Source organism: Sediminibacterium sp. GW821-FHT12F12 (genome assembly GCF_058806635.1).
On the sequence record NZ_JBXAPW010000001.1, the window covers coordinates 105,363 to 128,422 of the forward strand.

Here is a 23,060-nt window from a genome sequence, read left to right on the forward strand (position 1 = left end):
CTCAGGCAGGTTACTGATCTGTACCAGAAGGCTTACATCATGTTTTGCCACATTTCATGATAGAATCCATTCAGAGCTAAAAGTTTTTGGTGATCCCCTTGTTCTACTAATTTACCTTCTCGTAGGACGAGTATTTTGTCGGCGTTCTTTATTGTGCTAAGTCGGTGTGTAATGATGATTACAGTTCTCCCAGCTAACTTTAATTGTTCAAGTGTATGCTGCACTTTTTGTTCACTTGATGGATCCAAAGAAGAAGTAGCTTCGTCTAGAATGAGTATTTGAGGATTTCTGTATAATGCGCGGGCGAGTGCAATACGTTGACGCTGACCCCCTGAAAGATTATTACCCTGTTCGCTCAAAATTGTTGCATATGTGGCCGGGAGTTTCTCTATAAACTCATTTACACCTAAAGATTGGCATATTCCGACTACTTTTCGCATGTCGGGTTCATCATCACCAATAGCAATGTTATCAATAATAGTACCGGCAAATAAATGAATTTGTTGAGGTACAACGGCAATCATATTTCGGATGCTTGCATTGCTTATATGTTGAAGGTCGAGGCCTCCAATAGTGATGTTTCCAGAATTTAGGGGATACAGATTCTGGAGGAGTGATAGAAGCGTAGATTTACCGCTCCCGCTGTCACCAACGACGGCCGTTGCTTTCCCTCTTTCAATTGTAAGACTTAACCCGTCAAACACTGTTACCCTGCTCCCATACCTGAAATTTACAGCATGGAAATGAATATCTCCGATTGTTTCAGGAGATAGTTCAACTTTATTGGTGTCGGATGATTCAGTTTCGAGGTCAATAATTTCAAAAAGGCGATCCGATGCTATCAGCGCATCCTGAATACTTTTATTCGCTCCGATTAATGAAGTGACCGGCCCAATAAAATAAGCTACTATTGCATAAAACGAAAGTAATTCACCAGGAGTCAATTCGCGATTGATAACAAAATAGCTGCCGACCCACAACACAATTATGGTAAATAATCGAGTAATAAAATCTGATGATACGGATACATAAAGACCTTTTAAACTACTAATGTAAATAGACTGAAGTAGCTGAATAAAGCGATTCTCTGTTTTTAAATTGGCATGTTCCTCTAAACTGAATGTTTTGATTGTGCCAATAGCATTTAGGCTTTCAACCAACTGATTTTCGAGTTCAGCACTATTTTCCATTAATCTTCGCTGCCATTTTTTATTAATTCGATTACTTAGCCAATACAAAAGACAGAGTACGGGGATTACTGATACTGTAATTAAAGCAAGTTTCCAATAATACAAAAACATTATCCCAGTAGAAAATATCACTATCAAGATATTTACAATAAGAGACATGCCCACCTCATTAATAAACAGCCTGATTTTCACCGCATCGCTTACCCTACTAACGATTTCTCCAACACGCATTGTATCGAAAAAACGTTGGGGCAAGTTCAGAAGGTGTTTGTAATACCCCAAGATAAGTCTTGCGTCAATGTACTGGCCGGTTTGTAAACTGATAATGCTTTTGAATAATCCCGTCAATAACTGTATAAATAAAATTACAATCATTCCAATACTTAGTAGATTCAATAATCTAAAATTGCCATCGACTAATACAAAGTCAATAACCTTCTGTATATAAATGGAAGTTGAGAGACCGAGCATGGTATAGAGGACTGCGGCAATAATTGCCTGTAGCATAATGAAACCATGGGGTTTGATCAAATTCCAGAAACGAAATGAATTGGAAATTCTTTCATTTCCTGTTCTGAACTCTTCACCCGGCATCAATAGAATGATGATTCCGCTCCATACTTCCGCAAATTCATTTACTTTCTTTTTTTCCATAGTACCGGTACCAGGATCCATATAGATAACGTTATCCTTAGTAACCTTATAGATTACGACAAAATGGTGGAGATTATTTTTGAGGATTAGATGGGCGATAGCAGGTAATGGAATCTTAAATAAACTATCAAGGGGGCCTTTAGCCGCTTTGACTTGAAACCCAATTTGTTGAGCACCTTCAACCAACCCTAACACGTTTGTTCCTTTTTTGTCAGTTCCGACAAATTGTCTTATACGGCTAACAGGCAGGCGAAGTTTATGGTGTACAGAAACAGATGCCAAACAAGCTGCTCCGCAATCCGTTATATCTCTTTGCTTGATTTTTACACGTTGATTCCAACCCATAGTTATCCTGTTTTTCCCGGAGCATTTGGGTTTAGCCAATCGTCGAATTTATCAAAAAGCAACTGCCATAGGCTTCTTCTAGCGATTGGAAAACTTACTTGAAATCCTAATCCTTTTTTTAGCAGACCGATGTATCCGTTTTTAAGATGCAACTGGGTCTCGTCGAAACTGCATCTTACTTTATAAACCGGCTTTGCATTTTGGATGGTGAAATCGTTATCAATTGCAATAATCTTACCAGTCAATGTGCCAAAGTAATTGTAATTGAATGCCTCGAATTGGAAACGTGCTAGCATTTCTTTTTTGAGGAGTCCGATGTCTTTTGTCTGCACATAACATTCGCCAATTAGCTCCTCATCTGGCGAAATGGTGCAAATGGCCTCGGTGGGTTGGATTAGACCGCCGCTGTATCGAACATTTAAGCCTTGGATGGTCCCAGAAACCGGAGCTCTTAATTCATAATAATTTGCTTCAGCGTTTATTTGATCCCTTTGCTGTCTAAATTCAGATAATTCAAGCCTGTATTTCGTGAAATCTTGCTGCCAGCTACTTAACTGTTCTTCAACAAAGGCTTTGTATGAGGATTGAATCCTTTCGTGGTTGATCTGTATATCAAAAAGTTCCTTGCCACTAATCACTTTTTCTTTTGCGAGCGAAGTGTTTATTTGCAATTCATGTGTTGCTTTTTTTAGGGAAGCCTTATAATCATTCTTTTGATGAATAAATCGTAATGCTTGCTGCCTATATTGAGGGGTTTGCAAGAGAGCAACAACTTCTGAATTAATATCTCCGGTAGCAGTTAATATTGACAAATCTGATATGAATGACACTCGCTCCGATGATTCAAAGTGATTGGTATATCTTTTACTTTTTGTGTTGAGATCTTTGATACGGAGCAATAGAGCGTTTTTTTCTATATGCGATCCTTCTTCAAAAAATATAGTATCGATAATGCCGGAGATAGTGGGCCTAACTTCCGTTCTTTCTTTTATCGGTCTTGTTACACCTACTGTTTTTACGTAAATATCAAGGTCAATAAATGGCAAACTGATAAGAATGCTTATAAATGAGATCAAAAGAAATGAAATGAAAGCACGGGCATTTGGCCTAATTGTAGGTAAATAATGAATTGTACTGTACTCGAGACTTGTAGTAGAATAAATCAATATTAAATATTTACAAAAGGTTTATAATTTATTTTGATCTCATCTTAGCAGCAATTATTTTCTTTTGGACCGATTAGGCGAAAGGTGCCATATCGATTTTCAACCACATGTCCCTGAACTGTGATTTTTAGTGGAGAATTTAATATTTTTTTTAAACCAATTATTGAAAGTAGTATAGCCAAGAAGTATAAATGTTAATATTATAAGAGATATAATTGACCCTTCAATTCCGAAACTACCTCCATTTACTATGTTATCTTTTGTCCGAACAAGCTTAATCAGGGTATGCTGAACTGGTAAACCACTGACTTCTCCACCAATCACGCTGCCGGAACAAAAATTCCAGATCGTGTGTATAAGTGAAACCAAAAGCAAATTTTTTTCCGTTGCAATGTAGACAAACGAAATGATCATACTTGAGACAAAAATCAGGGCAAAAGCAACTAAATCGTAACCGTTATTTGTGATGTGAAAAAGTGAGAAAATAATACTTGACAAAATTACTTTTGTATTGAACTTTCCTTTAGTTTTCGGACTGCCCAATAATGCAAAGCGAAACAGAACCTCTTCAAATGTGGCAAACAGGAAAAAAAAAGGTAGGTAATAAAATGCTTTTATGTCAAAATTTAACGATAGTGAACTATATCTATCAACCAATTTTATTAGCAAGACAATGAAAACCGGCAAGAGAAACCCAACAAGCAACTCAATCCAATAATTCTTTATGGTGTTTACTTGCTCTCTTGTGAATAATACTTTTTTTTCTTTGAAGGTAACAATTAGGCAAAAAAATACCGTTGCACAGATGCTTGGTACAGAAAACTCAAATAAAAGTGCCGATTTACTGATATGGAATAATATAAAAGTCAGTAAAACAAGTACATAAGTAAGCAGTAAATAAACAAAGTATGTAATCAGTTTACTTAATATGTCTCCGATACTGGTGGAAATCTCTTGAATAAAGGCTTTCATAACTATTCTATAAATGCAATAAAGAAGCTAAGGCGACGTTTGGTCGCCTTAGCTGAACATACTAACGACCATAATAGGTGCCAGAACTCAAGGTAGCGGCATTGCTCGGATCATTAGGACGAGGTGTAGACAAATAATCGACTACCGACCTAACACCTGAGCCAACAAGTTGACCGGCATTGTGAAAAAGATCATAAAAAAATCCACCACCATCTGTTGATATAGTTTCATGCAACGAAAGTTCTTGCAAGCCAAATAATTCAATGTTTTTCATTGTTTTAAGTTTTATTAGTGTGTAAATGAATTACCATGAGCCGCCAGCGCCGTGACTTCTTTTGTTGTAACCTGCTTTAAAGCCATCAACAAAGCCTTTAGCCGAATCTGTAATCGCATCGATTAATCCAACAGCTTCTACAAGCTTTATGAGTGAATCGAAGAGCCCTCCGCCATTAAGCAGTAGCATTTCCTGATCATTGAGTGAAGTAAGATTGTAATCGTTTAACTTTAATGTGTTCATGACGTTTTTTTTTGAGTGAATGATCTGCCTGACGCGCATGGTAATCGGATTTTCAGCGGTTTATTTACTTGCTTATACTGCAAGGCTCCATGTTTGTATTAAATACTCGGCTGTAATGCTATTCCCGAAGTAGTATCGTGAACTACCAACGTCCCTTTTTTATCCGTGGCCACAGATTTATGGTCAATTAAGGAGTAATACCCATTGAATGCGACTTCAATATTTTATATATACCTCATTTTAAAAAGACAATAATTATTTTTCGAAACCACTTTTCATTTAAGAATATTTTCTTTTTTCCTGTTTCTCGGCTATTCGCCGAATCTAATTATCTATCACTGAATCATCTGTTTATACCTATGAAACCATCCATTTATTCAGACTTTTCACTACCTAATATCTCAATCACAGGTTTCGATGCTTTACCATGTGTCATATACAGGTTCATGATCGTATACTCCTATTATTCATCAGTTAACATCTGTTGGAAAACTTTCTGTGCTAAAACTAAGTACTACTACGCAAATCAAATACCGTAAAAACACCTGGTTTTCAGCAAACATTCGGCTAAAGGTGCATGGCTATTTAGCTATCTGGATGTAAATAATATTTGTAATAGTTGCACTACGCCACGTGGCGGTAATTCGTGGCAATACCTGGAGGAGGCTTTTGCGTCTTTATAAAGCGTTCAGAATCAACGCCGGGCAGTTATTGCCAGGTTTCCCTGAGCAGCCTTAGCCAGTTACCATGCATGATGTTTTCGCAATCGGTTTGTGAGTAGCCCCGTTTCAGTAACAGACCCGTCATTTTTTGCAGGTCGGCAATGGTATCGATATCATGTGGAGATTGTTCTTTTCCGTAAGCACCATCGAGGTCTGTTCCTATGCCTACATGTAAGGTGTTGCCGGCCAGTTGGCAGATATGGTCCATGTGATCGATCACCTTTTCCAGACCACAGTTCATCTGTTTGGGATCTGAGATCCCTTTCTGCCATCCGGGCACGATCATCCAGGCATCCATGGCGGCACCGATCACCGCTTTTTTCTGGATCAGGATTTTGATCATCTCATCACTGAACTGCCGGTTATGATCTACCAGGCTGCGGCAATGGTTATGACTGGCCCAGATACTTCCATCAAATACTTCCATCGCGTCCCAGAAGGCATCATCACATAAATGGGTAGCATCCAGGATCATATTCAGTGATCGCATTTCTTTCAGTAAAGCGATGCCCATTTCATTCAGTCTTCCGGTGGCATTGGTGCCGTTGGCATACCTGCCCGGACCATAATGTCCCGGTCCAACCGCACGCAAACCATCAGCATGCGCGCGATGCAAGTGCTCAAGCGTGATCAACGAATCGGCTCCTTCCAGACTTAAAATATAGCCAATGGGTTTCTGATGATTAGGGGTGCCGTTGTTCCAAAGCAACAAATGTTTCTCCAGTTCTGTCAGGTTACTGATCTGTATCATTTCGCCCGCTTCTTCCATGGCGCGGTACCATTGTAACTGCCCCTGTGTTTGTGCCCATGCCTGTTCGGGCGAATGCCAGCCGCTGAGGGTGCTGCCGGGTGCTACGTATCGACCAATCTGAGTAGCTACCACAATGCCAATATTTCCTTCCCGCAAAGCGGGTAGCGAAACAGTTCCTTTGCCACGATCGGGTTTATCAGTCAGCCCTGCTTCTATTTCGCGTATAGTATGCACCGGCAACCGCAGATCACGGTTCCATTCCATGGCATTCATGCTGAGATCAAGATGGGCGTCGAAGATAAACATGGTGGTGAATTGTGAATGGGTAATGATGAATGGTCAATTGGCAAGGGAAGGTCTATTCACAATTGACCATTCACCATTGCCAACTCGCTAAATAGTTATTTTCCTCGACCTCGCCACCACCCGCCAGCAGGCTACCTTTTCATGGTTCTCTATCACCATAGCGTGGTCGTATAAGGCTACGGTTGGGCAGATATGTACCGGCACACCGTATAACACATCGCCTACTTTCCACTGGCTGCTGTCTGGTACTTTTACTACTAGGTGTTCTTCGCTTTGCGAGTAAGGAACGGCATCGGGTGCATTCAGGAAATGTACACGGGGCAATGGGTTTTCGGCTGCTACGGCTTTGTGGCCGAGATCGGTACAGAATGTGTTTTCATCAATGATGGAAATGATGCGGGTAATGACCAGTGCTGCATATTCAAAAGGTTCATCGGGTACAATGTGTTTGTAGCCCCAGTCCCAGAACACAAAGGTACCCGGACTGTACACCACGTTCTTCCTTTTAGTATGCGTAGGAAAACTGGGTGAACCACCAATCACGATCTGCAGGTTGGTTTGATCGATGGCAGCGATTTCTTTTACGAGCCATTCTACTTTGGCAAAAGCTTCATCGGAACGGCGGTTCCTTTCTGCCAGATCGGTATCACGGATATGACCATCGTAGGCGTGCAGACCAATGATGCGGATACCGGCCAGTGTTTTTACCTGCCTGTATAAAACAAGTGCTGCTTCGGGTTTGATGCCGGACCGGTTCATGCCGATATTAAGATCGATAAAAGTGTTGAGTTGCAGATTGTGTTTGCTGAAAAGTTCAGACAGAATGGTGGCAGTTTCGATATTATCTATCACACAGGAAAAACTGGTGTCGGGGAAATTGGTGACCAGTTGTAAGAGCCTGTCTGCTTTGGGACCCACCGGCTGATGAGCCAGCAATACATCGGCAGCATCTATCTCGGCCAGCATTTCGGCTTCGGCAATTGTAGCGCATTTGAATTTCTGAATGCCGGCCTGCTGCATCAGTTTGCATACTTCCGGTATCTTATTGGTTTTTACATGCGGACGGATACGCGCCACATCTCCCGCCATCAATATCAACTGGCGTATATTCTCTTTGATCCTTTCCGGATATATCACCAGTGAGGGAGAATCTATTTTGTCTATGTTGGATATGGTGTACCAGGGAGTTTGCATGGGAAAGCAATTAAAAATTAGCAATTCAAAAGTCAAAATTCAAAAGTCAAAACGGGTTGAACAGGAATCATTTTTTAATTTTGACTTTTTACTTCTCTTCAATTTCAAACATCACTTCAATCTCAACCGGAATATTACCAGGCAGCGAGCCCATGCCAACAGCGCTTCTTACACCGATTCCATTGTCTTCGCCCCAAACGGCGGCAAACAGTTCGCTGCAGCCATTGATCACAAAGGGATGTTTGTCAAACTCAGGGGTACAGCTTACCATACCCAGTACTTTGATTACGCGTTTTACTTTGTTCAGCGAACCCAGGTTGGCTTTCAGGGTGGCCAATATGGCCAGTCCTACCTGGCGGGCGGCCAGTTTACCTTCTTCCATGGTAAGATCCACGCCTACGCGACCGGTAATAAAAGTTCCATCTTCTTTTATGGTGCCATGTCCGGAAACATAACCGTGTTTACCATCAATCAGAAAGGGTTTGTACACACCCAGCGGTTTGGGGGCGGGGGGTAGGGTTAGGCCCAGTTTGGCAAAGTTTTCTTCAGGTGTCATAAAGCAGGCTGTAAGGATGAATTAATCAGGATCTTCTGCACTAAGATAAAAGAAAAAGCCATCATGCTGTGGAAAAACAGCCAGATCTTACCGTATAAATACGCTATGTAAAATAGCTGTAAAACCGTTTATTTGTAAAAACACGAGCATGAAAAATATCCTTTTCTTTGTGTGGTTCTCAATGGCCCTTCCGGCCCTGGCGCAACGGAATACCAATGCAGCACTGGCTGAGTCGGGTTACTCCCGTTTGTTTGAAGCGAAGTATATGCAGAAACCGCCGCAATATCCCTTTGGTGCGGATTCCTGCAAACGATTCTATTTTGCCTTTTTTGGTGGGTTCGACAGTGTGTTAAGTAAAGTGATTGAGCGGGGAGATACGGCAAAATACATCCGCGTATATTTTTCCTTTATTGTTGATAAGAACGGCGCTCCTTACGAAGGTCGGTTTGAACGGATGGCTTCTACCCAGTATGCGAGGGGGGAATCTGCTAAAACGATCCGGTATTTTTCAGAGGATCGAAAGTATTACGATAAACGCATCGCTGATATGATTGGCAAAATGCCTTTCTGGAAACCGGGATTGCAGAATGGTGTTCCGGTAGATAGCAGGGTAGAAGATTTTCTGCAGTTCTGGGTGGGGATAAATCCGCCGGCGTATTGAACGGATAGTATTTTCCCGCAAAGGCGAGGAGGCGCGGGTTTTTATTTCCGGAGTAAACTATCCAGTTGTTGCTGCATCAGCGGATAACTGTTCAGGTTATTATGCGAACCACCTTCGATAGTAATAAATCGGTCGCCGGGTTTTAGAACAGCCTGTAATCTTTTCGCGTTAAAATAAGGGATCACCCCATCTGATGTACCATGAAAAATGGTAATAGGTGCAGTTACATTGGGCAGATACTCCTGTGTCCGCATTTTAAAATGCAGTAACTGATTTACCGGATACATCCAGCAAAGCAGTCTGGTAACGGAGCTGAGACTATAGTAAGGTGTTTCGAGGATCAGCTGTTTACAATCGCGGATAGAAGCCAGCTCTGCCGCTATGCCCGTACCCATAGATTTTCCGTAGAGGATGATCTGTTCCGGCTGGAACCTCACCCTGGCCAGTTTGTAAACATGCAAAGCTTCTTCGTACAGGATGGCTTCTGTGAGTTTGCCGGTTGATTTGCCAAAACCGGGATAATCCGGCATCCAGACTTCATATCCTTTGCTGGTAAATTTTTTGGCAAAACCTGCGTATCGGTTCACATTTTCGCGGTTACCATGAAAATACAGTACAATGCCTTTGGCAGGCGTATCGGCCGGCGGAAACTGTACGATGTTAAAACGCGTTTCCTTATCGAGCAGAATATTGGCTTCGGTAAAGGATTGTGAAAAATGATAACTGCTGTCTGCATGAATGGCCACCGGATGAAACAAGAGTTTCTCCTGCAGGTAATACAAAGCAATACCCAGGATCGCATATATGGCAATTCCGATCTTAACCCAACGGAAAATTCGCTGTTTATTTTTCACACCGCAAAGGTAGGCTCAGTATTGTAATATATCCCGGATGAAATTGTGGTATTCCGGAAAAACCGGCAGATTATTATGCCCGCCGCCATGGATCCGGATCAAAGTGATTTTATGGGGATTGAGTTGCTGCAGTTTCTCACTATGCCGGATGGGAATCAACCGGTCGCGGGTGCCATGCAGGATATAGGTATGACAGTTTACTTTACGGATCCACTGATCGGTGCGCAGCTGGTATCGCAAAAACCATCGATGTGGCAGAAAAGGGGTAAACCGCTCTACCACTTTGATAAAACTGTAATAAGGGGCATCCAGTATCAGGTAACGGGGTGTATTGTCTGCCGCTATCTTGGTGGCAAAACCACTGCCCATACTGCGGCCGTATACCAGGATGTGGTGCTCTTCGTATTTCTCGCGCAGCCGGTCGTACACAAACTGCATATCGTTTAGCATTTCTTTCTCACTTCTTTTGCCGATGCTTTTACCAAAACCACGGTAATCTACCAGTAATACATCATACCCATAACGGTAAAAATCACGCGCATATTTGGCCCAGCCCTTGATACTTCGGGAATTGCCATGAAAATAGAGGATCAGTCCTTTGGGTTCTTTACACCTGAAATGCAACCCATTGATATGCACCCCTGGTGCAATATGGAAAAACAGTTCTTCGAAAGGGGCATCGTATTTATACTCAAAATCCTGCGGTAATTTCTCCGGTTTGAAAATGAGTTTTTCCTGCACGAGGTACACCACTGCAGCCATCACAAGGTAACCGATAAGGATATAAAGGAGAATCAGTAGCAAGCGTAGTGTTTTGGTTTCCTAAGTTCTGTTTTTTCTTGGTGGAAACCAATACTATTCACAAGCAGACCCAATAGGTAGCTGCCCTAACCGGTTGGGAAACTGTATTAGGCAAACTCTTCCTCCTCCAGCCCCTCGTGGTAAACCCTTTTCAGGTTCAGGTTAGCCACCGGTGCTACGATCAGCGGAAATTTTTCAATGGTTACATTACTGGGGTCAAGTCCAAAACCTCTTTCCTCACCCAGACTGATCTCTTTCAGCCAGAAATAGAGTTTCATCACAATGCGTTCCAGGAAAGGAAGTTCGTTATCCTGGCTCAGGTATTTCTCCAGTACAATAAACTGGAAATCGCCCACTACATTGTTCTTTTCAAGACTTTCATATCGACTGGTAATATTCACTTCTTTATTGTCTACCAATTCCTGCACCACTTTACGGAACATGAGGTTGATGCGTTGCTCCACCCGGAACCCTAAGCGGAACTCTACCCGGATAATATCGTTGGGAATGATATGTTCTACCGAGTATTCACAGGTGTAGGGATCATCCAAAACATCCACGTGTACGAACCAGTAAATATCGGCGCGCTTGGGTTTTTTGTTGAGGATGGAATAAATGATCTTATGCTCGATCTCTTTCGGGTTGTTGGCACTGGTCATGTATACCAGGTGTGTGGCATATTTGGGAATGGTTTTGTCGTTGCTCAGCTCCTGGATCATGGGTATATAATGTTCCATACGTACAAATTCCACATAACGGTTTTTGATCTTACGGCTGCGGAACCAGACATACATCACCGCAAATAAAGCGCCACCTACCACCAGGGTCACATAACCACCGTGCATGAATTTTTCGAGATTGGCTACGAGGAAGGAAGATTCTATGGAGAAATACACGATCAGGTACAGGTAGATCCAGCCTTTGTTTACACGCCTGCTTACCAGGAAATTGGCAAACAGGATAGAGGTACTGATCATACACATGGTAATGGCCAGACCATAAGCAGCGCCCATATTGGCCGATTTCTGGAAATACAACACAATGCCCACACAACCCACGAATAACAACAGGCTGATGCCCGGGATATAGAGCTGGCCTTTTTCTTCTGTAGGATAATTGATCTTCATTTTGGGCCATAGGTTCAGTCGCATAGCTTCACTGATCAGGGTAAAAGAACCGGAGATCAGCGCCTGGCTGGCAATCACCGCAGCAATGGTTGAAATGATAATACCCGGTAGTTTGAACCACTGGGGCATGATGCTGATAAAGGGGTTGAACCCGTCGGCCATGATATGCGGCGGAATTACCTGGTCTTTGTAGTTGGCCAGTAACCAGGCACCCTGACCCAGATAATTCAGGATCAGACAGGTTTTTACAAAGATCCAGGAGATGCGGATATTGCCGCGGCCACAATGCCCCAGATCACTATACAGCGCTTCGGCCCCCGTAGTACATAGAAATACCGCCCCCAGTAGCCAGAAACCTTTAGGGTAAGTGGTCAGCACTTCAAAAGCATAGTAAGGGTTAAGGGCTTTGAATATGCCAATATCATCCATTAAATGCGAACAGCCCAGCACAGCCAGCATGGCAAACCAGATACCCATGATGGGCCCGAATAAACGACCGATGGAAGCGGTACCGAATTGCTGCATAAAGAACAAAACGGAAATGATCCCGATCACGATAGCGATTATGGTGGTTTGCTGTATGTTGCGTAAGCTCGGTAACTGCCGCAAACCTTCAATGGCAGAAGTAACGGTGATGGGCGGTGTAATAATACCATCGGCCAGTAGCGCAGCACCCCCCAGCATGGCGGGAATAACCAGCCATTTGCGGCGGCGGCGTACCAGGGCGTATAAGCTGAAAATGCCACCCTCGCCCTTGTTATCGGCCTTGAGGGTAAGGATCACGTATTTAACGGTGGTTTGAAGGGTAAGTGTCCAGATAATGCAGGACAGGGTTCCTAGGATCAGCTTCTCGCTGATCGGCCGGCCGGTAATGATTTCGTTTAAAACGTATAAAGGCGAGGTACCGATATCGCCGTAGATGATACCCAAAGCAATGATCAATCCCGCGGTGGAAACCTTATTAATATTCTTGCTCACTCGAAGTGTGTATTACAATGGTTGCTGTGAAATATATTTAACAAATGTAGCCTGAAAATCAATCCACCAAAGAAATATCCGCTGCCCGGCCCCCCATTGTGCTTTTACTGTTAATTTAGAGATGGGGAAGCCTTACAAACCTTACTTTTGAAATACTAAATGACCACCCGGAAATGAAAAAGACCGTACCCATATTACTGAGCTGTTTGCTGCTTGCCTGTGTAACCGCCTGGGGCCAACGGATCACGTATTCTGAGCCCGACCGAGATGATGCCCGGGTGCTCAATTTTGAAGTGATCGGGAAAATCAATGGGAAAGTGCTGGTATATAAGAGTTATCGTGATCTGCATTTTATTGTTACCTATGATAATGAAATGAAGATGGTGGATAAAAACCAGCTGGAGCTGGCTGGTAATACCCGGATCCTGAATACGGAATTCATCCAGTACGCCGATTTTGCCTATATGATCTACCAGTACCAGAAAAGAAGCATCATGTACTGCATGGCCATTAAACTGGATGGGGCGGGTAAACAGGTGGGTGAGTCTGTTCAGCTTGATTCAACCGATAATATCAATTACTCTGCCAGTAACAAAATATACTCTGTACTGAACAGCGAAGACAGGCAGAAGATCATGGTGTTTAAAATCAATACGCGCAATGATAAGATGCATATGCTTACTACCAGTCTGTTTAACAAAGACCTATCGCTGGTAAAAAAATCAAGGCTCAGTATCAATATGCCGCAGCGGAACGATTTTTTATCAGAGTTCTCGCTGGATAATGATGGTGACCTGGTTTGCATCCGGGCCTCGGGTACTTCTACCAATGATAACATCAACAAGATCACCCTCATTACCAAACCCGCTCCGCTGGATAGCTATACGATGACCGACCTGAAACTGGGTAATATTTTTCTGGATGATATCCGTATTAAAGTGGATAATATCAATAAACACTATGTGATCACTTCTTTTCTGAGTAAGACCAGAAGGGGTAATATTGAAGGACTGTATTATGTGCTCTGGGATAAACAGCAGAACAAGGAACTGCTGAATGCCACCGATATCTTTACCCCCGAGTTCAGGGAAGATGCCAAGGGCGAGGGTGGCACCAAAACGGCTTTTAACGATTACTTTCTGAAGAATATCATTTTGCGGAAAGATGGTGGTTTTATTGTGGTAGCCGAATCGGCCTATACCAGCTCCAGAGGCAATACCCTGAACCGCTGGGATTACCTGTATGGGTCTCCGTACTGGTCGCCGGTGGATTATTATTCATGGAACAGTCCGGTAGGGTATTATCCCTGGTACCGTTCCGGTATGTATAATAATATCAATACCCTTACCCGTTATTATGCAGATAATGTGGCAGTGATCTCTTTCGAGCCCAATGGAAAAGTGGAATGGAGTAATGTGATACGCAAATCGCAATACGATGATAATACTGATAATTATATCGGCTTTGGTTTATTCAATACCGGCGACCAGCTGCGTTTTATTTTTAATATCCAGGAAAAAAGGAATATGATATTGTCGGAACAGAGCCTGGCACCCAATGGCCAGCTTGACAGGAATCCGACCTTCAAGAATCTTGATAAAGGATATGATTTTATGCCGCGTCATGCCAAACAGGTAGGGGCAAGGCAAGCCATTGTTCCCTGCCAGTACAGGGGCTTTACCTGTTTTGCCAAACTAGAATTTTAATCTGCTGCCGTGGTTTTTTTATTCCGAGACAAATCGATCATTAACCTGTTTTTCCTGCTGCTTCTCAGCATTGCCGTTCATCTGCACCTGTTCATTAACACACCGCTGGTAATCAGCAGTACTACAGACGGGCTCTTTTCTACGGTGCTTCACCAATATATAGCAGGGTTACCTGCTACGGTACTGTTTCTTTTATACCATGCAGTAGTATTGGTACAGGCCATTCGCCTGAATATGGTGCTGAACGATCTGCGGATGTTTCAGCACAATACCTACACTACTGCCATGGCCTATGTGCTGTTAACCGGTTTATTTACCCAGTGGTGCAGCATTACGCCTGCTTTGCTGGCCAATTTTCTGCTGATCTGGCTGTTTATCAAACTCAGCAGGCTGTATAATCATCCCTCTCCCAAAACCCTCCTGTTTAATACCGGGTTGATCGTAGGGGTGGCTGTGCTCTGTTATCATCCTACCGCCATCCTGGTATTGGTGGTATTATTTGCGCTGGCCGTAGTACGCCCGTTTAAACTGGCCGAATGGCTGACCCTGTTAATGGGCATCCTGGTACCTTATTATTTCCTTGGAGCCTATTTGTTTATGCAGGACCAGCTTGGCAAATTTTCGCTTTATCTGCCCTACCTGCAATGGAACCTGCCGTTGCTGCAATGGAGTGTACCGCTGGTGATCAGTTTGTCGGTAATGTTCATTTTTCTGGTAACCGGTCTATATTACTGGCAGGTATCCAGTGCCCGTATGGTGATCCAGATCCGGAAGAATTGGGGGGTAATGGCGGTAATGCTCATTATTCTCCTGCCCATCCCCTTTATTTTCATGAAAGCGGGTATGGAATCGGCCCTGATGAGCCTGGTTCCGCTGGGAGCATTTGCCGGAAACAGCTTTTCCTACCCCCGGCGACTGGTACTGCCTAATATCCTGTTCTGGCTGGCAGCCGGTATTATCGCCTATAATAACTGGTGGCTGATCTATTACAAGTAGCCGGGTGTGCAAAAATTAGCCCCTTCTTAACCGGTCAGTTATTACCTTTGCCGCGCAAGCGTTTTTTCCTTACTCGAGCACAAAATACACCCCTATGAAATTTGGCGTTGTGGTTTTTCCGGGATCTAACTGCGATAGAGACATGCAGGATTCCCTTCAGCAGGACCTTGGTAAAGAAGTCATCATGCTCTGGCACAAAGACGAGGACCTGAGTATGTTTACCACCGATGACTGCATTATTCTGCCCGGCGGGTTCTCTTATGGCGATTACCTGCGCTGTGGCGCCATTGCGCGTTTCAGTCCGATGATGAAAAGTGTAATTGATTTTGCCAACCGTGGCGGGAAAGTGCTGGGTGTTTGCAATGGTTTCCAGATCCTTTGCGAAAGTGGTCTGTTACCGGGGGTGCTGCTCCAGAATGCCAATCAACAATTTGTCTGCAAAAATGTATTTATCAAACAGGAAAACGGCGAAGCCCTGAAAATTCCGGTTGCCCATGGCGAAGGAAGGTACCATGCTGATGAAGCAACACTGAATGAGCTGGAATCCAATGGACAGGTAATTTTCCGTTATTGTACAGAAGATGGCACGATTGATGCAGCTGCTAACCCTAACGGGGCCGAACGCCATATTGCCGGCATCCGGAACAAACAGAATAACGTATTTGGGATGATGCCACACCCGGAAAGGGCCACATCCAAAGCCCTGAATAACCTGGATGGTGTTAAAGTATTTGAAATACTGGGACTGAATTAGGAGAGTTGTAAGGATAGGTTTTGCTTTGCGTCATACTTGTAAACAGCATTGTTTTATGAAAAGATTGTCACTTTCTGTTATAGCCTTACTCGTAACTGCCTTTTCCTTTGCACAAAGGCAGAATCCCGTTAGCTGGAATTATGAAGCTATCAAAAAATCGGCCGATACCTACGAAATCGTGTTAACCGCAACGGTAGAAGAGCCCTGGCATATCTACTCTCAGAATACAGGTAAAGGAGGTCCTATCCCAACCACTGTTGTTTTTAAACCCAATCCACTGGTTACTAAAACCGGTAAAGTAAAAGAACTGGGTAAACTCGAAAAAGTATTCGATAAGAACTTCAATACCGATGTACTCTATTTCTCCGATAAAGTAAAGTTTGTGCAACTGGTAAAAGTAAAAGGCGGTATCAAAACCAACCTGAGTGGTACTGTTGAATACATGGTTTGCGATGAAAGCCAGTGTTTACCCCCTGTTAAAAAATCATTTGACCTGAAGCTTCAATAAACAAGCGGTACAAATGAAAAAACTCTCCCTGCTTTGCGTAACGATGCTGGCATGCGTGCTGGTGTTTGGTCAGACAGACAGTTTATTGCGTTGGCAAACCCAATCGCGTAAGCTGAGTAATGGTATGTATGAACTGGTGGCAAAAACAACGATTCCGACAGGTTGGTATGTGTATGGCAATAATCCAAAAGCTGAGGGACTGGAGCAGGTAAAATTTGTACCTGCTTACGAGAATGCGGTGCTGCAGGAAAGCATCCGCTATAATATTCAGCCCAGTACCATTAACGATCCGCTGTTCAGTAAAGTGGATGTATATAAGGGTGAGATAGAAATCAGGCAACAGATCAAAATCAATGGTTTTGTACCTGCCGTATTAAAGGGAACCATTAATGCCAGTATGGCCAAAGCGGGTGAGTTCATTGTATCTGAACAGCCTTTTGAAGTATCGCTGGAAGGTGGTGCAGCTACGGAAGCCTCTGCCGCAGAACTAAAAATCGCTGCTATTGATCTCGGAAATCCCGTGGCTGATTGTGGTGCCAAAAATGAAGTGGCTGAGAGTGGTCTCTGGGCCATTTTTCTGCTCGGGTTCCTGGGCGGTCTGATTGCTTTACTGACGCCTTGTGTATTTCCAATGATACCGGTAACGGTTTCTTTCTTTACTAAAAGAGCCTCCGGCCGTAAACAGGCAATCCAGAACGGAGCCATATATGGGTTCTTTATTTTCCTGATCTATCTGTTGGCCAGCCTGCCTTTCCATATTCTTGGCAATGTGCAGCCGGAGATCTTCAATAATATCTCCACCAATTCCTGGCTCAACGTTATCTTTTTCATCATCTTCATCTTTTTTGCTATTTCCTTTTTTGGCTATTTCGAACTCACCCTGCCCAGTGGTATTGCCAGTAAAGCAGATTCGAAAAGCGGATTGGGAAGTATGGGGGGCATTTTCTTCATGGCTTTAACACTGGCCATTGTATCATTCTCCTGTACCGGTCCGATTCTCGGCTCCTTATTGGTAGGTTCTTTAAGTGGAGGTGCCTGGCAACTAACTTCGGGGCTGGCAGGTTTTGGCCTGGCCCTGGCCCTGCCTTTTGCCCTGTTCGCCATTTTTCCTGAATGGTTACAATCACTACCCAAATCGGGTGGCTGGCTGGATACGGTGAAAAAAATTCTGGCTTTTCTGGAAGTGGCCCTGGCGTTCAAGTTCCTGTCCAATGCCGACCTGGTCATGCACTGGGGTTTACTCAAACGTGAAGTATTTATCGGAATCTGGATCCTGGTAGGTGCTGGATTAACTTTATACCTGTTTGGTATTCTGCGTTTACCGCACGATTACAAGGGAATGAAGATCAGCAAAGGCAGAAAAGCGCTGGGTGTACTCGCATTGCTGTTTACACTTTATCTGTTGCCCGGTGTTACCCCCACCAAATATGCCAACCTGCAACTGCTGAGTGGTTTTCCACCACCATTAAGTTATAGTATTTACGGAACAGACAATGTGCATGGCAAAGGACTGGAAGCCAACGTGGTGAACGATTATGCCAAGGCAGTAGCTTTATCAAAAGAGCAGCGCAAACCCATCCTGATCGACTTCACCGGCTGGGCCTGTGTGAACTGCCGTAAGATGGAAGAGAATGTGTGGACACAACCCGAAGTGTACAACTACATCAAACAAAATTATATCCTCGTTTCTCTGTACGTAGACGACCGGAAGAACCTGCCCGCCGAACAGCGGATCCTGAATTACAAGACCAAAAATGGTGATACCAAAGACATCATTACCGTGGGTGATAAATGGGCCACATTTGAAGCGGAGAATTTTAACCAGACCACACAACCACTTTACGGGATCCTGGATACCAGCGAAAAACTCATGAACCACCCGGTGGGTTATACCCCCAATGCTGCCGAATACCTGAGATGGCTGCAGTGTGGTAAAGCGGCTTTTGATAAAGGCCAATAATATCCCGATCTATAAAAGGCGAACCCCTCATCGTAATGAAGGGTTCATGATTTTTTCATCGATTGGAAATCGGCTTCCTGCCTATAAGGCAATCTGTTTCTCCACCATCATCTTACGCAGGTTGATGAGGCCATAGCGCATCCGGCCCAATGCCGTATTGATGCTGCAATTGGTGATGAGGGCAATTTCTTTAAAACTCATATTGGCATAATGCCTTAATACAATGATCTCGCGTTGTTCTTCGGGCAGCAGGTCCAGCATTTTACGTACCCGCTCATGACTCTGACCCTGCATGATCTTGCTGTCAGGTCCTTCTTCCACGATCTGCAAAACTTCAAAAATATCCTGGTTATCGCTGGTGCGGATGGCGGGGGTGCGTTTTACCTTGCGGAAATAATCCACGCAAAGATTATGTGAAATGCGCAGGGCCCAGGGAAGGAACTTGCCCTCCTCGGTATAACGCTTGTTCTTAAGCGTGTCGATGATCTTGATGAACACATCCTGGAAAAGGTCTTCGGCGAGGTAACTGTCCTTCACAAAGAAAAGTATAGAAGAGAAGATCTTATCCTTATACCGGTAGATAAGGGTTTCGAAGGAGGCAGTATCGCCATCCTGGAATGCCCGTATCAGTTCCGTATCAGATGCCTGTTCTGCTGGTCTCATATCATCATTTTTGAGTTGTGTACTGCTTATGCCGGGCCTTACTAGAACTTTTGGTTGAATGCGCCCCGACTAACTCATTAACTTTCAACAACAAATTATACATCTTTTTATGTCTGGAAAGTTTTGTGGAAATTATGTTTTCCGGGTTTTGGGTTATACACATTTCAGGTGGCCGAGGGGCCGGCCCGAAAGGAAGAAATAAAGTAGCCATTTGTAAAAAAAATCCGCATCTGCAGGGCTTTCTAAACATCTGCGCGGATAATCTGTTTAAATTGCTGACCCTATGGCAACAAAGACAAAGTTCCCGAAAATAGAAAAGACAACAGACGATTCCGGCAGCATCATCGTGAAAGGGGCACGCGTGCACAACCTCAAAAATGTAACTGTCAGCTTTCCTCGCAATAAACTGATCGTTGTTACAGGAGTTTCGGGCAGCGGCAAATCATCTTTAACCATTGATACGCTTTTTGCCGAAGGACAAAGGCGTTACGCAGAAAGCCTGAGTGCCTATGCCCGCCAGTTTATGGCGCGGATGGTAAAGCCGGATGTGGATTTTATCAAAGGTCTCTGCCCCGCCATTGCCATCGAACAGAAAGTGATCACAAGAACGCCCCGTAGTACGGTGGGCAGTATGACGGAGATCTATGATTATCTGCGTCTCCTGTATGCCCGTGCCGGCAAAACCATTTCGCCCATCAGCGGCAAAGAAGTGCAGAAAGATGATGTGGCCGATGTAATGAAAGCCATACAGGCTTTGCCCCATGGTACCAAACTGGTGATCATTGTACCCTTTAAACAACATGCCAACAGAGCCACCCGCGAAGAGCTGAATATATTGATGCAGAAAGGGTTTTCGAGAATGTATATTCGAGAGGCGTCAGGCGTGAGTCGTCAGTCGTCAGTGAGGGAAGCGACATCTGCGGAGCTGATTCGTATTGAAGACTTACTGGCTTTAACCGATAAGGAACTATCAAAGAAACTCACCACTCACCACTCACCACTCACCACTCACGTTCTCATTGACCGCATCGTAACCAAAGAATTTGAAGAAGATGATATCCACCGTTTATCAGATTCGATCGGTACGGCTTTTTATGAAGGAGAGGGGGAGATGTATGTAGAGATCAATAATAAAGAACTGCTTCATTTCAGTAATAAATTTGAGCTCGATGGTATCCAGTTTGAAGAACCGGTGCCCAATCTGTTTTCCTTTAATAATCCGTATGGCGCCTGTCCTACCTGTGAGGGTTTTAGCCAGGTGTTGGGTATTGATGAAGACCTGGTGATCCCAGACAAACGATTAAGTGTGTATGAAGGTGCTGTTGCCCCCTGGAAAGGAGAGAAACTGGGCTGGTGGAGAGAACAGTTTGTAAAACATGCAGGTAAATTCGGCTTCCCTATACACAAACCCATTATCGATCTCAGTAAAGAACAGTATCGCCAGTTATGGCAGGGCGAAGGCGTGGTACAGGGTATCGATGATTTTTTTAAAGAAGTGGAACAGAACCTGTACAAAGTGCAATACCGCGTTCTGCTGAGCCGTTATCGGGGCCGTACCAATTGTCCGGATTGTAAAGGTTATCGTTTACGCAAAGAAGCTTTGTATGTGAAGGTAGGCGGTAAACATATTGGTGAGTTATGCGAGTGGCAGGTGAAAGATCTGAAGAAATGGCTGGATAAACTGGTACTGTCTGCGCACGACCGGCAGGTAGCCAAAAGGATCCTGATAGAAGTACACCAGCGCATGCAGACGTTGATAGATGTAGGATTGGGTTATCTTACGTTGAACAGGCTGGCTAATTCTTTAAGCGGCGGAGAAAGCCAGCGTATCCAGCTAACGCGGAGTCTGGGCAGTAACCTGACCAACTCATTGTATATTTTGGATGAACCTTCCATTGGACTGCACTCGCGCGATACGGTTCGCCTGATCAGTGTATTAAAAGCGCTGCGCGATCTGGGTAATACGGTAGTGGTGGTAGAACACGATGAAATGATGATGCGCGAAGCGGATCATATTATTGATATGGGTCCACTGGCTTCGCACCTGGGTGGCGAAGTAGTGGCCGTTGGTAATTATGAGGAACTGGTGGCCAACCCCGAAAGCCTAACCGGTAAATACCTGACGGGTACACTCAGTATAGATGCCCCCAAAAATGTACGCAAATGGAACCGGAGTATTACGGTAGAAAACGCGCGGCAGAATAACCTGAAAGATCTCACCGTTGAATTTCCGTTGAATACTTTGTGTGTAGTGAGCGGTGTAAGCGGCAGTGGAAAAACCACACTGGTAAAACAGGTATTGGTACCCGCTTTGCGGAAACTGAAGGGAGAGTTCTCTGAAAAAGTAGGGCTGCATAAAAATCTGACGGGTGATATGGATTATATCTCACAGATAGAACTGGTAGACCAGAACCCGATCGGTAAATCATCCCGTAGTAATCCGATCACTTATATCAAAGCCTACGATCATATCCGCGATCTGTATGCCAAACAGCAATTGTCTAAAACCCGCGGTTTTCAGCCCAAACATTTTTCTTTCAATGTAGATGGCGGGCGTTGTGATACCTGTAAAGGAGAAGGCGAACAGATCGTAGAAATGCAGTTCCTGGCCGATGTACACCTGACCTGCGAATCCTGCGGCGGCAAACGTTTCAAGGAAGAAGTACTTGAAGTGCAGTATCATGGCAAAAGTGTGTTCGATGTACTGGATATGAGTGTGGATGAAGCAATTGATTTTTTTGCAGACGAAAAAGCCATCAAAACCGCCATACAGCCTTTGCAGGATGTAGGGCTGGGTTATATCAAACTGGGACAAAGCAGCGATACCTTAAGTGGTGGTGAAGCACAACGTGTAAAGCTGGCCAGCTTTCTGGGCAAGGGCAAAGGCATCGGACATATGCTGTTTGTGTTTGATGAACCCACTACCGGACTGCATTTTCACGATATCAAAAAATTGCTCGCGTCCTTCAATGCGTTAATTGAACAGGGACATTCGCTGATCGTGATCGAACACAATACAGATGTGATCAAATCCGCCGACTGGATCATCGACCTTGGCCCCGAAGCCGGGGATGCGGGTGGCAACCTGGTATATGCGGGGGTACCGGCAGGTATTAAAAAAGTAAAGGAAAGTTATACGGGGAAATATCTGTAGAACAGATGAACAAGGAACAGATGAAATATCTTATAATCCCTCGGTTCGTCTGTTCCTTGTTCGTCTGTTCGATATTCTTCTGTTCTTATCTAAGCCTGTCTACACTCTTCACCAGTTTTTCATCTTTGTAAATTCCACGAATGGCGAGGAACAACAGGAAGGGAATGGCTATGGTGATCAGGGAAGTGATATCAAATGTCCATTCTTCGGGAACGAAGTTTTTGGTTTGCAGATAATACAGAACAATATTTATCACCGCAACTGCCAGTACGGCAAAACCGATTTTGATCTGCAGTTTCCGGTCTTTAAACAGGAAGATGGTGATTAGTGAGGCTATACCCACACCCACCGTCAGTATCATGATCAGCATATTGCTCATGGCGGTGAAGTTCTGGAATTGCTTCGCATTCTCTACCAGGATATTACCACTGAAGAAAGATACTTTCAGCGATACAAAAGCCAGTACCGCAACCAGCAGCAGCCAAACGGTTTGTAATCTTTGTAACATAGAAAAAGTTTATTGGT

General features: G+C 44.0%; 20 protein-coding genes. 7 read left to right on the plus strand and 13 right to left on the minus strand.

Annotation, left to right across the window (positions count from 1 at the left end):
* Positions 1–32 precede the first annotated feature (32 nt).
* From AC1RNB_RS00415 to AC1RNB_RS00450, 8 genes are all read right to left on the minus strand, one after another.
* Complete coding sequence (locus AC1RNB_RS00415) at positions 33–2,189, minus strand: peptidase domain-containing ABC transporter (protein ID WP_493079727.1); 2,157 nt, start codon at positions 2,187–2,189, stop codon at positions 33–35.
* 2 nt (positions 2,190–2,191) lie between these two features.
* The gene (locus tag AC1RNB_RS00420; protein WP_493079729.1) at positions 2,192–3,265 is read right to left on the minus strand and encodes an HlyD family secretion protein; all 1,074 of its coding nucleotides are present in this window, start codon (positions 3,263–3,265) and stop codon (positions 2,192–2,194) included.
* A gap of 189 nt (positions 3,266–3,454) precedes the next feature.
* Entirely contained in the window at positions 3,455–4,327 is an 873-nt protein-coding gene (locus AC1RNB_RS00425; RefSeq protein WP_493079731.1) for a CPBP family intramembrane glutamic endopeptidase, read from the minus strand.
* A gap of 61 nt (positions 4,328–4,388) precedes the next feature.
* Positions 4,389–4,601, minus strand: a complete 213-nt coding sequence (locus AC1RNB_RS00430) for a hypothetical protein (protein ID WP_493079733.1) — start codon at positions 4,599–4,601, stop codon at positions 4,389–4,391.
* 30 nt (positions 4,602–4,631) lie between these two features.
* Positions 4,632–4,844, minus strand: coding sequence for a hypothetical protein (locus AC1RNB_RS00435; protein ID WP_493079734.1), 213 nt, complete (start codon positions 4,842–4,844; stop codon positions 4,632–4,634).
* 708 nt (positions 4,845–5,552) lie between these two features.
* The gene (locus tag AC1RNB_RS00440; protein ID WP_493079736.1) at positions 5,553–6,623 is read right to left on the minus strand and encodes a dipeptidase; all 1,071 of its coding nucleotides are present in this window, start codon (positions 6,621–6,623) and stop codon (positions 5,553–5,555) included.
* 87 nt (positions 6,624–6,710) lie between these two features.
* Complete coding sequence (locus AC1RNB_RS00445) at positions 6,711–7,817, minus strand: D-TA family PLP-dependent enzyme (RefSeq protein WP_493079738.1); 1,107 nt, start codon at positions 7,815–7,817, stop codon at positions 6,711–6,713.
* Between the two features lie 88 nt (positions 7,818–7,905).
* Positions 7,906–8,373, minus strand: coding sequence for a RidA family protein (locus tag AC1RNB_RS00450; protein WP_493079739.1), 468 nt, complete (start codon positions 8,371–8,373; stop codon positions 7,906–7,908).
* A 148-nt stretch (positions 8,374–8,521) separates the two neighbouring features.
* On the opposite strand from AC1RNB_RS00450, the gene AC1RNB_RS00455 reads away from it, so the two are divergent.
* Positions 8,522–9,034 carry a hypothetical protein gene (locus AC1RNB_RS00455; protein WP_493079741.1) on the plus strand — a complete coding sequence of 171 codons (513 nt, stop codon included), beginning with the start codon at positions 8,522–8,524 and terminating at the stop codon, positions 9,032–9,034.
* 41 nt (positions 9,035–9,075) lie between these two features.
* On the opposite strand, the gene AC1RNB_RS00460 is transcribed toward AC1RNB_RS00455, so the two are convergent.
* From AC1RNB_RS00460 to AC1RNB_RS00470, 3 genes are all read right to left on the minus strand, one after another.
* Positions 9,076–9,888, minus strand: coding sequence for an alpha/beta hydrolase (locus tag AC1RNB_RS00460; protein ID WP_493079743.1), 813 nt, complete (start codon positions 9,886–9,888; stop codon positions 9,076–9,078).
* A 15-nt stretch (positions 9,889–9,903) separates the two neighbouring features.
* Positions 9,904–10,692, minus strand: a complete 789-nt coding sequence (locus AC1RNB_RS00465) for an alpha/beta hydrolase (RefSeq protein WP_493079744.1) — start codon at positions 10,690–10,692, stop codon at positions 9,904–9,906.
* 104 nt (positions 10,693–10,796) lie between these two features.
* Entirely contained in the window at positions 10,797–12,794 is a 1,998-nt protein-coding gene (locus AC1RNB_RS00470) for a KUP/HAK/KT family potassium transporter (RefSeq protein WP_493079745.1), read from the minus strand.
* Positions 12,795–12,967: 173 nt separating this feature from the next.
* On the opposite strand from AC1RNB_RS00470, the gene AC1RNB_RS00475 reads away from it, so the two are divergent.
* The 5 genes from AC1RNB_RS00475 (at position 12,968) to AC1RNB_RS00495 (ending at position 18,718) form a co-directional block, all read left to right on the plus strand.
* The gene (locus AC1RNB_RS00475) at positions 12,968–14,500 is read left to right on the plus strand and encodes a hypothetical protein (protein WP_493079746.1); all 1,533 of its coding nucleotides are present in this window, start codon (positions 12,968–12,970) and stop codon (positions 14,498–14,500) included.
* A 9-nt stretch (positions 14,501–14,509) separates the two neighbouring features.
* Positions 14,510–15,496 (plus strand): hypothetical protein, encoded by a 987-nt coding sequence (locus tag AC1RNB_RS00480; RefSeq protein ID WP_493079747.1) that lies wholly within the window; start codon positions 14,510–14,512, stop codon positions 15,494–15,496.
* A 94-nt stretch (positions 15,497–15,590) separates the two neighbouring features.
* Positions 15,591–16,250 carry a phosphoribosylformylglycinamidine synthase subunit PurQ gene (gene purQ / locus AC1RNB_RS00485; RefSeq protein WP_493079748.1) on the plus strand — a complete coding sequence of 220 codons (660 nt, stop codon included), beginning with the start codon at positions 15,591–15,593 and terminating at the stop codon, positions 16,248–16,250.
* 55 nt (positions 16,251–16,305) lie between these two features.
* On the plus strand, positions 16,306–16,758 hold the full coding sequence (locus AC1RNB_RS00490; RefSeq protein ID WP_493079750.1) for a protein-disulfide reductase DsbD domain-containing protein: 453 nt from the start codon (positions 16,306–16,308) through the stop codon (positions 16,756–16,758).
* A 13-nt stretch (positions 16,759–16,771) separates the two neighbouring features.
* The gene (locus AC1RNB_RS00495) at positions 16,772–18,718 is read left to right on the plus strand and encodes a protein-disulfide reductase DsbD family protein (RefSeq protein ID WP_493079752.1); all 1,947 of its coding nucleotides are present in this window, start codon (positions 16,772–16,774) and stop codon (positions 18,716–18,718) included.
* 81 nt (positions 18,719–18,799) lie between these two features.
* Here the strand turns inward: AC1RNB_RS00495 and AC1RNB_RS00500 are convergent, their stop codons facing one another.
* Positions 18,800–19,381 (minus strand): RNA polymerase sigma factor, encoded by a 582-nt coding sequence (locus AC1RNB_RS00500; protein WP_493079754.1) that lies wholly within the window; start codon positions 19,379–19,381, stop codon positions 18,800–18,802.
* 283 nt (positions 19,382–19,664) lie between these two features.
* Here AC1RNB_RS00500 and uvrA point away from each other — a divergent pair, with 283 nt between their 5' ends.
* Positions 19,665–22,535 carry an excinuclease ABC subunit UvrA gene (gene uvrA / locus AC1RNB_RS00505; protein ID WP_493079756.1) on the plus strand — a complete coding sequence of 957 codons (2,871 nt, stop codon included), beginning with the start codon at positions 19,665–19,667 and terminating at the stop codon, positions 22,533–22,535.
* 85 nt (positions 22,536–22,620) lie between these two features.
* On the opposite strand, the gene AC1RNB_RS00510 is transcribed toward uvrA, so the two are convergent.
* Positions 22,621–23,043 carry a DUF4293 domain-containing protein gene (locus AC1RNB_RS00510; protein ID WP_493079757.1) on the minus strand — a complete coding sequence of 141 codons (423 nt, stop codon included), beginning with the start codon at positions 23,041–23,043 and terminating at the stop codon, positions 22,621–22,623.
* Positions 23,044–23,060 lie beyond the last annotated feature (17 nt).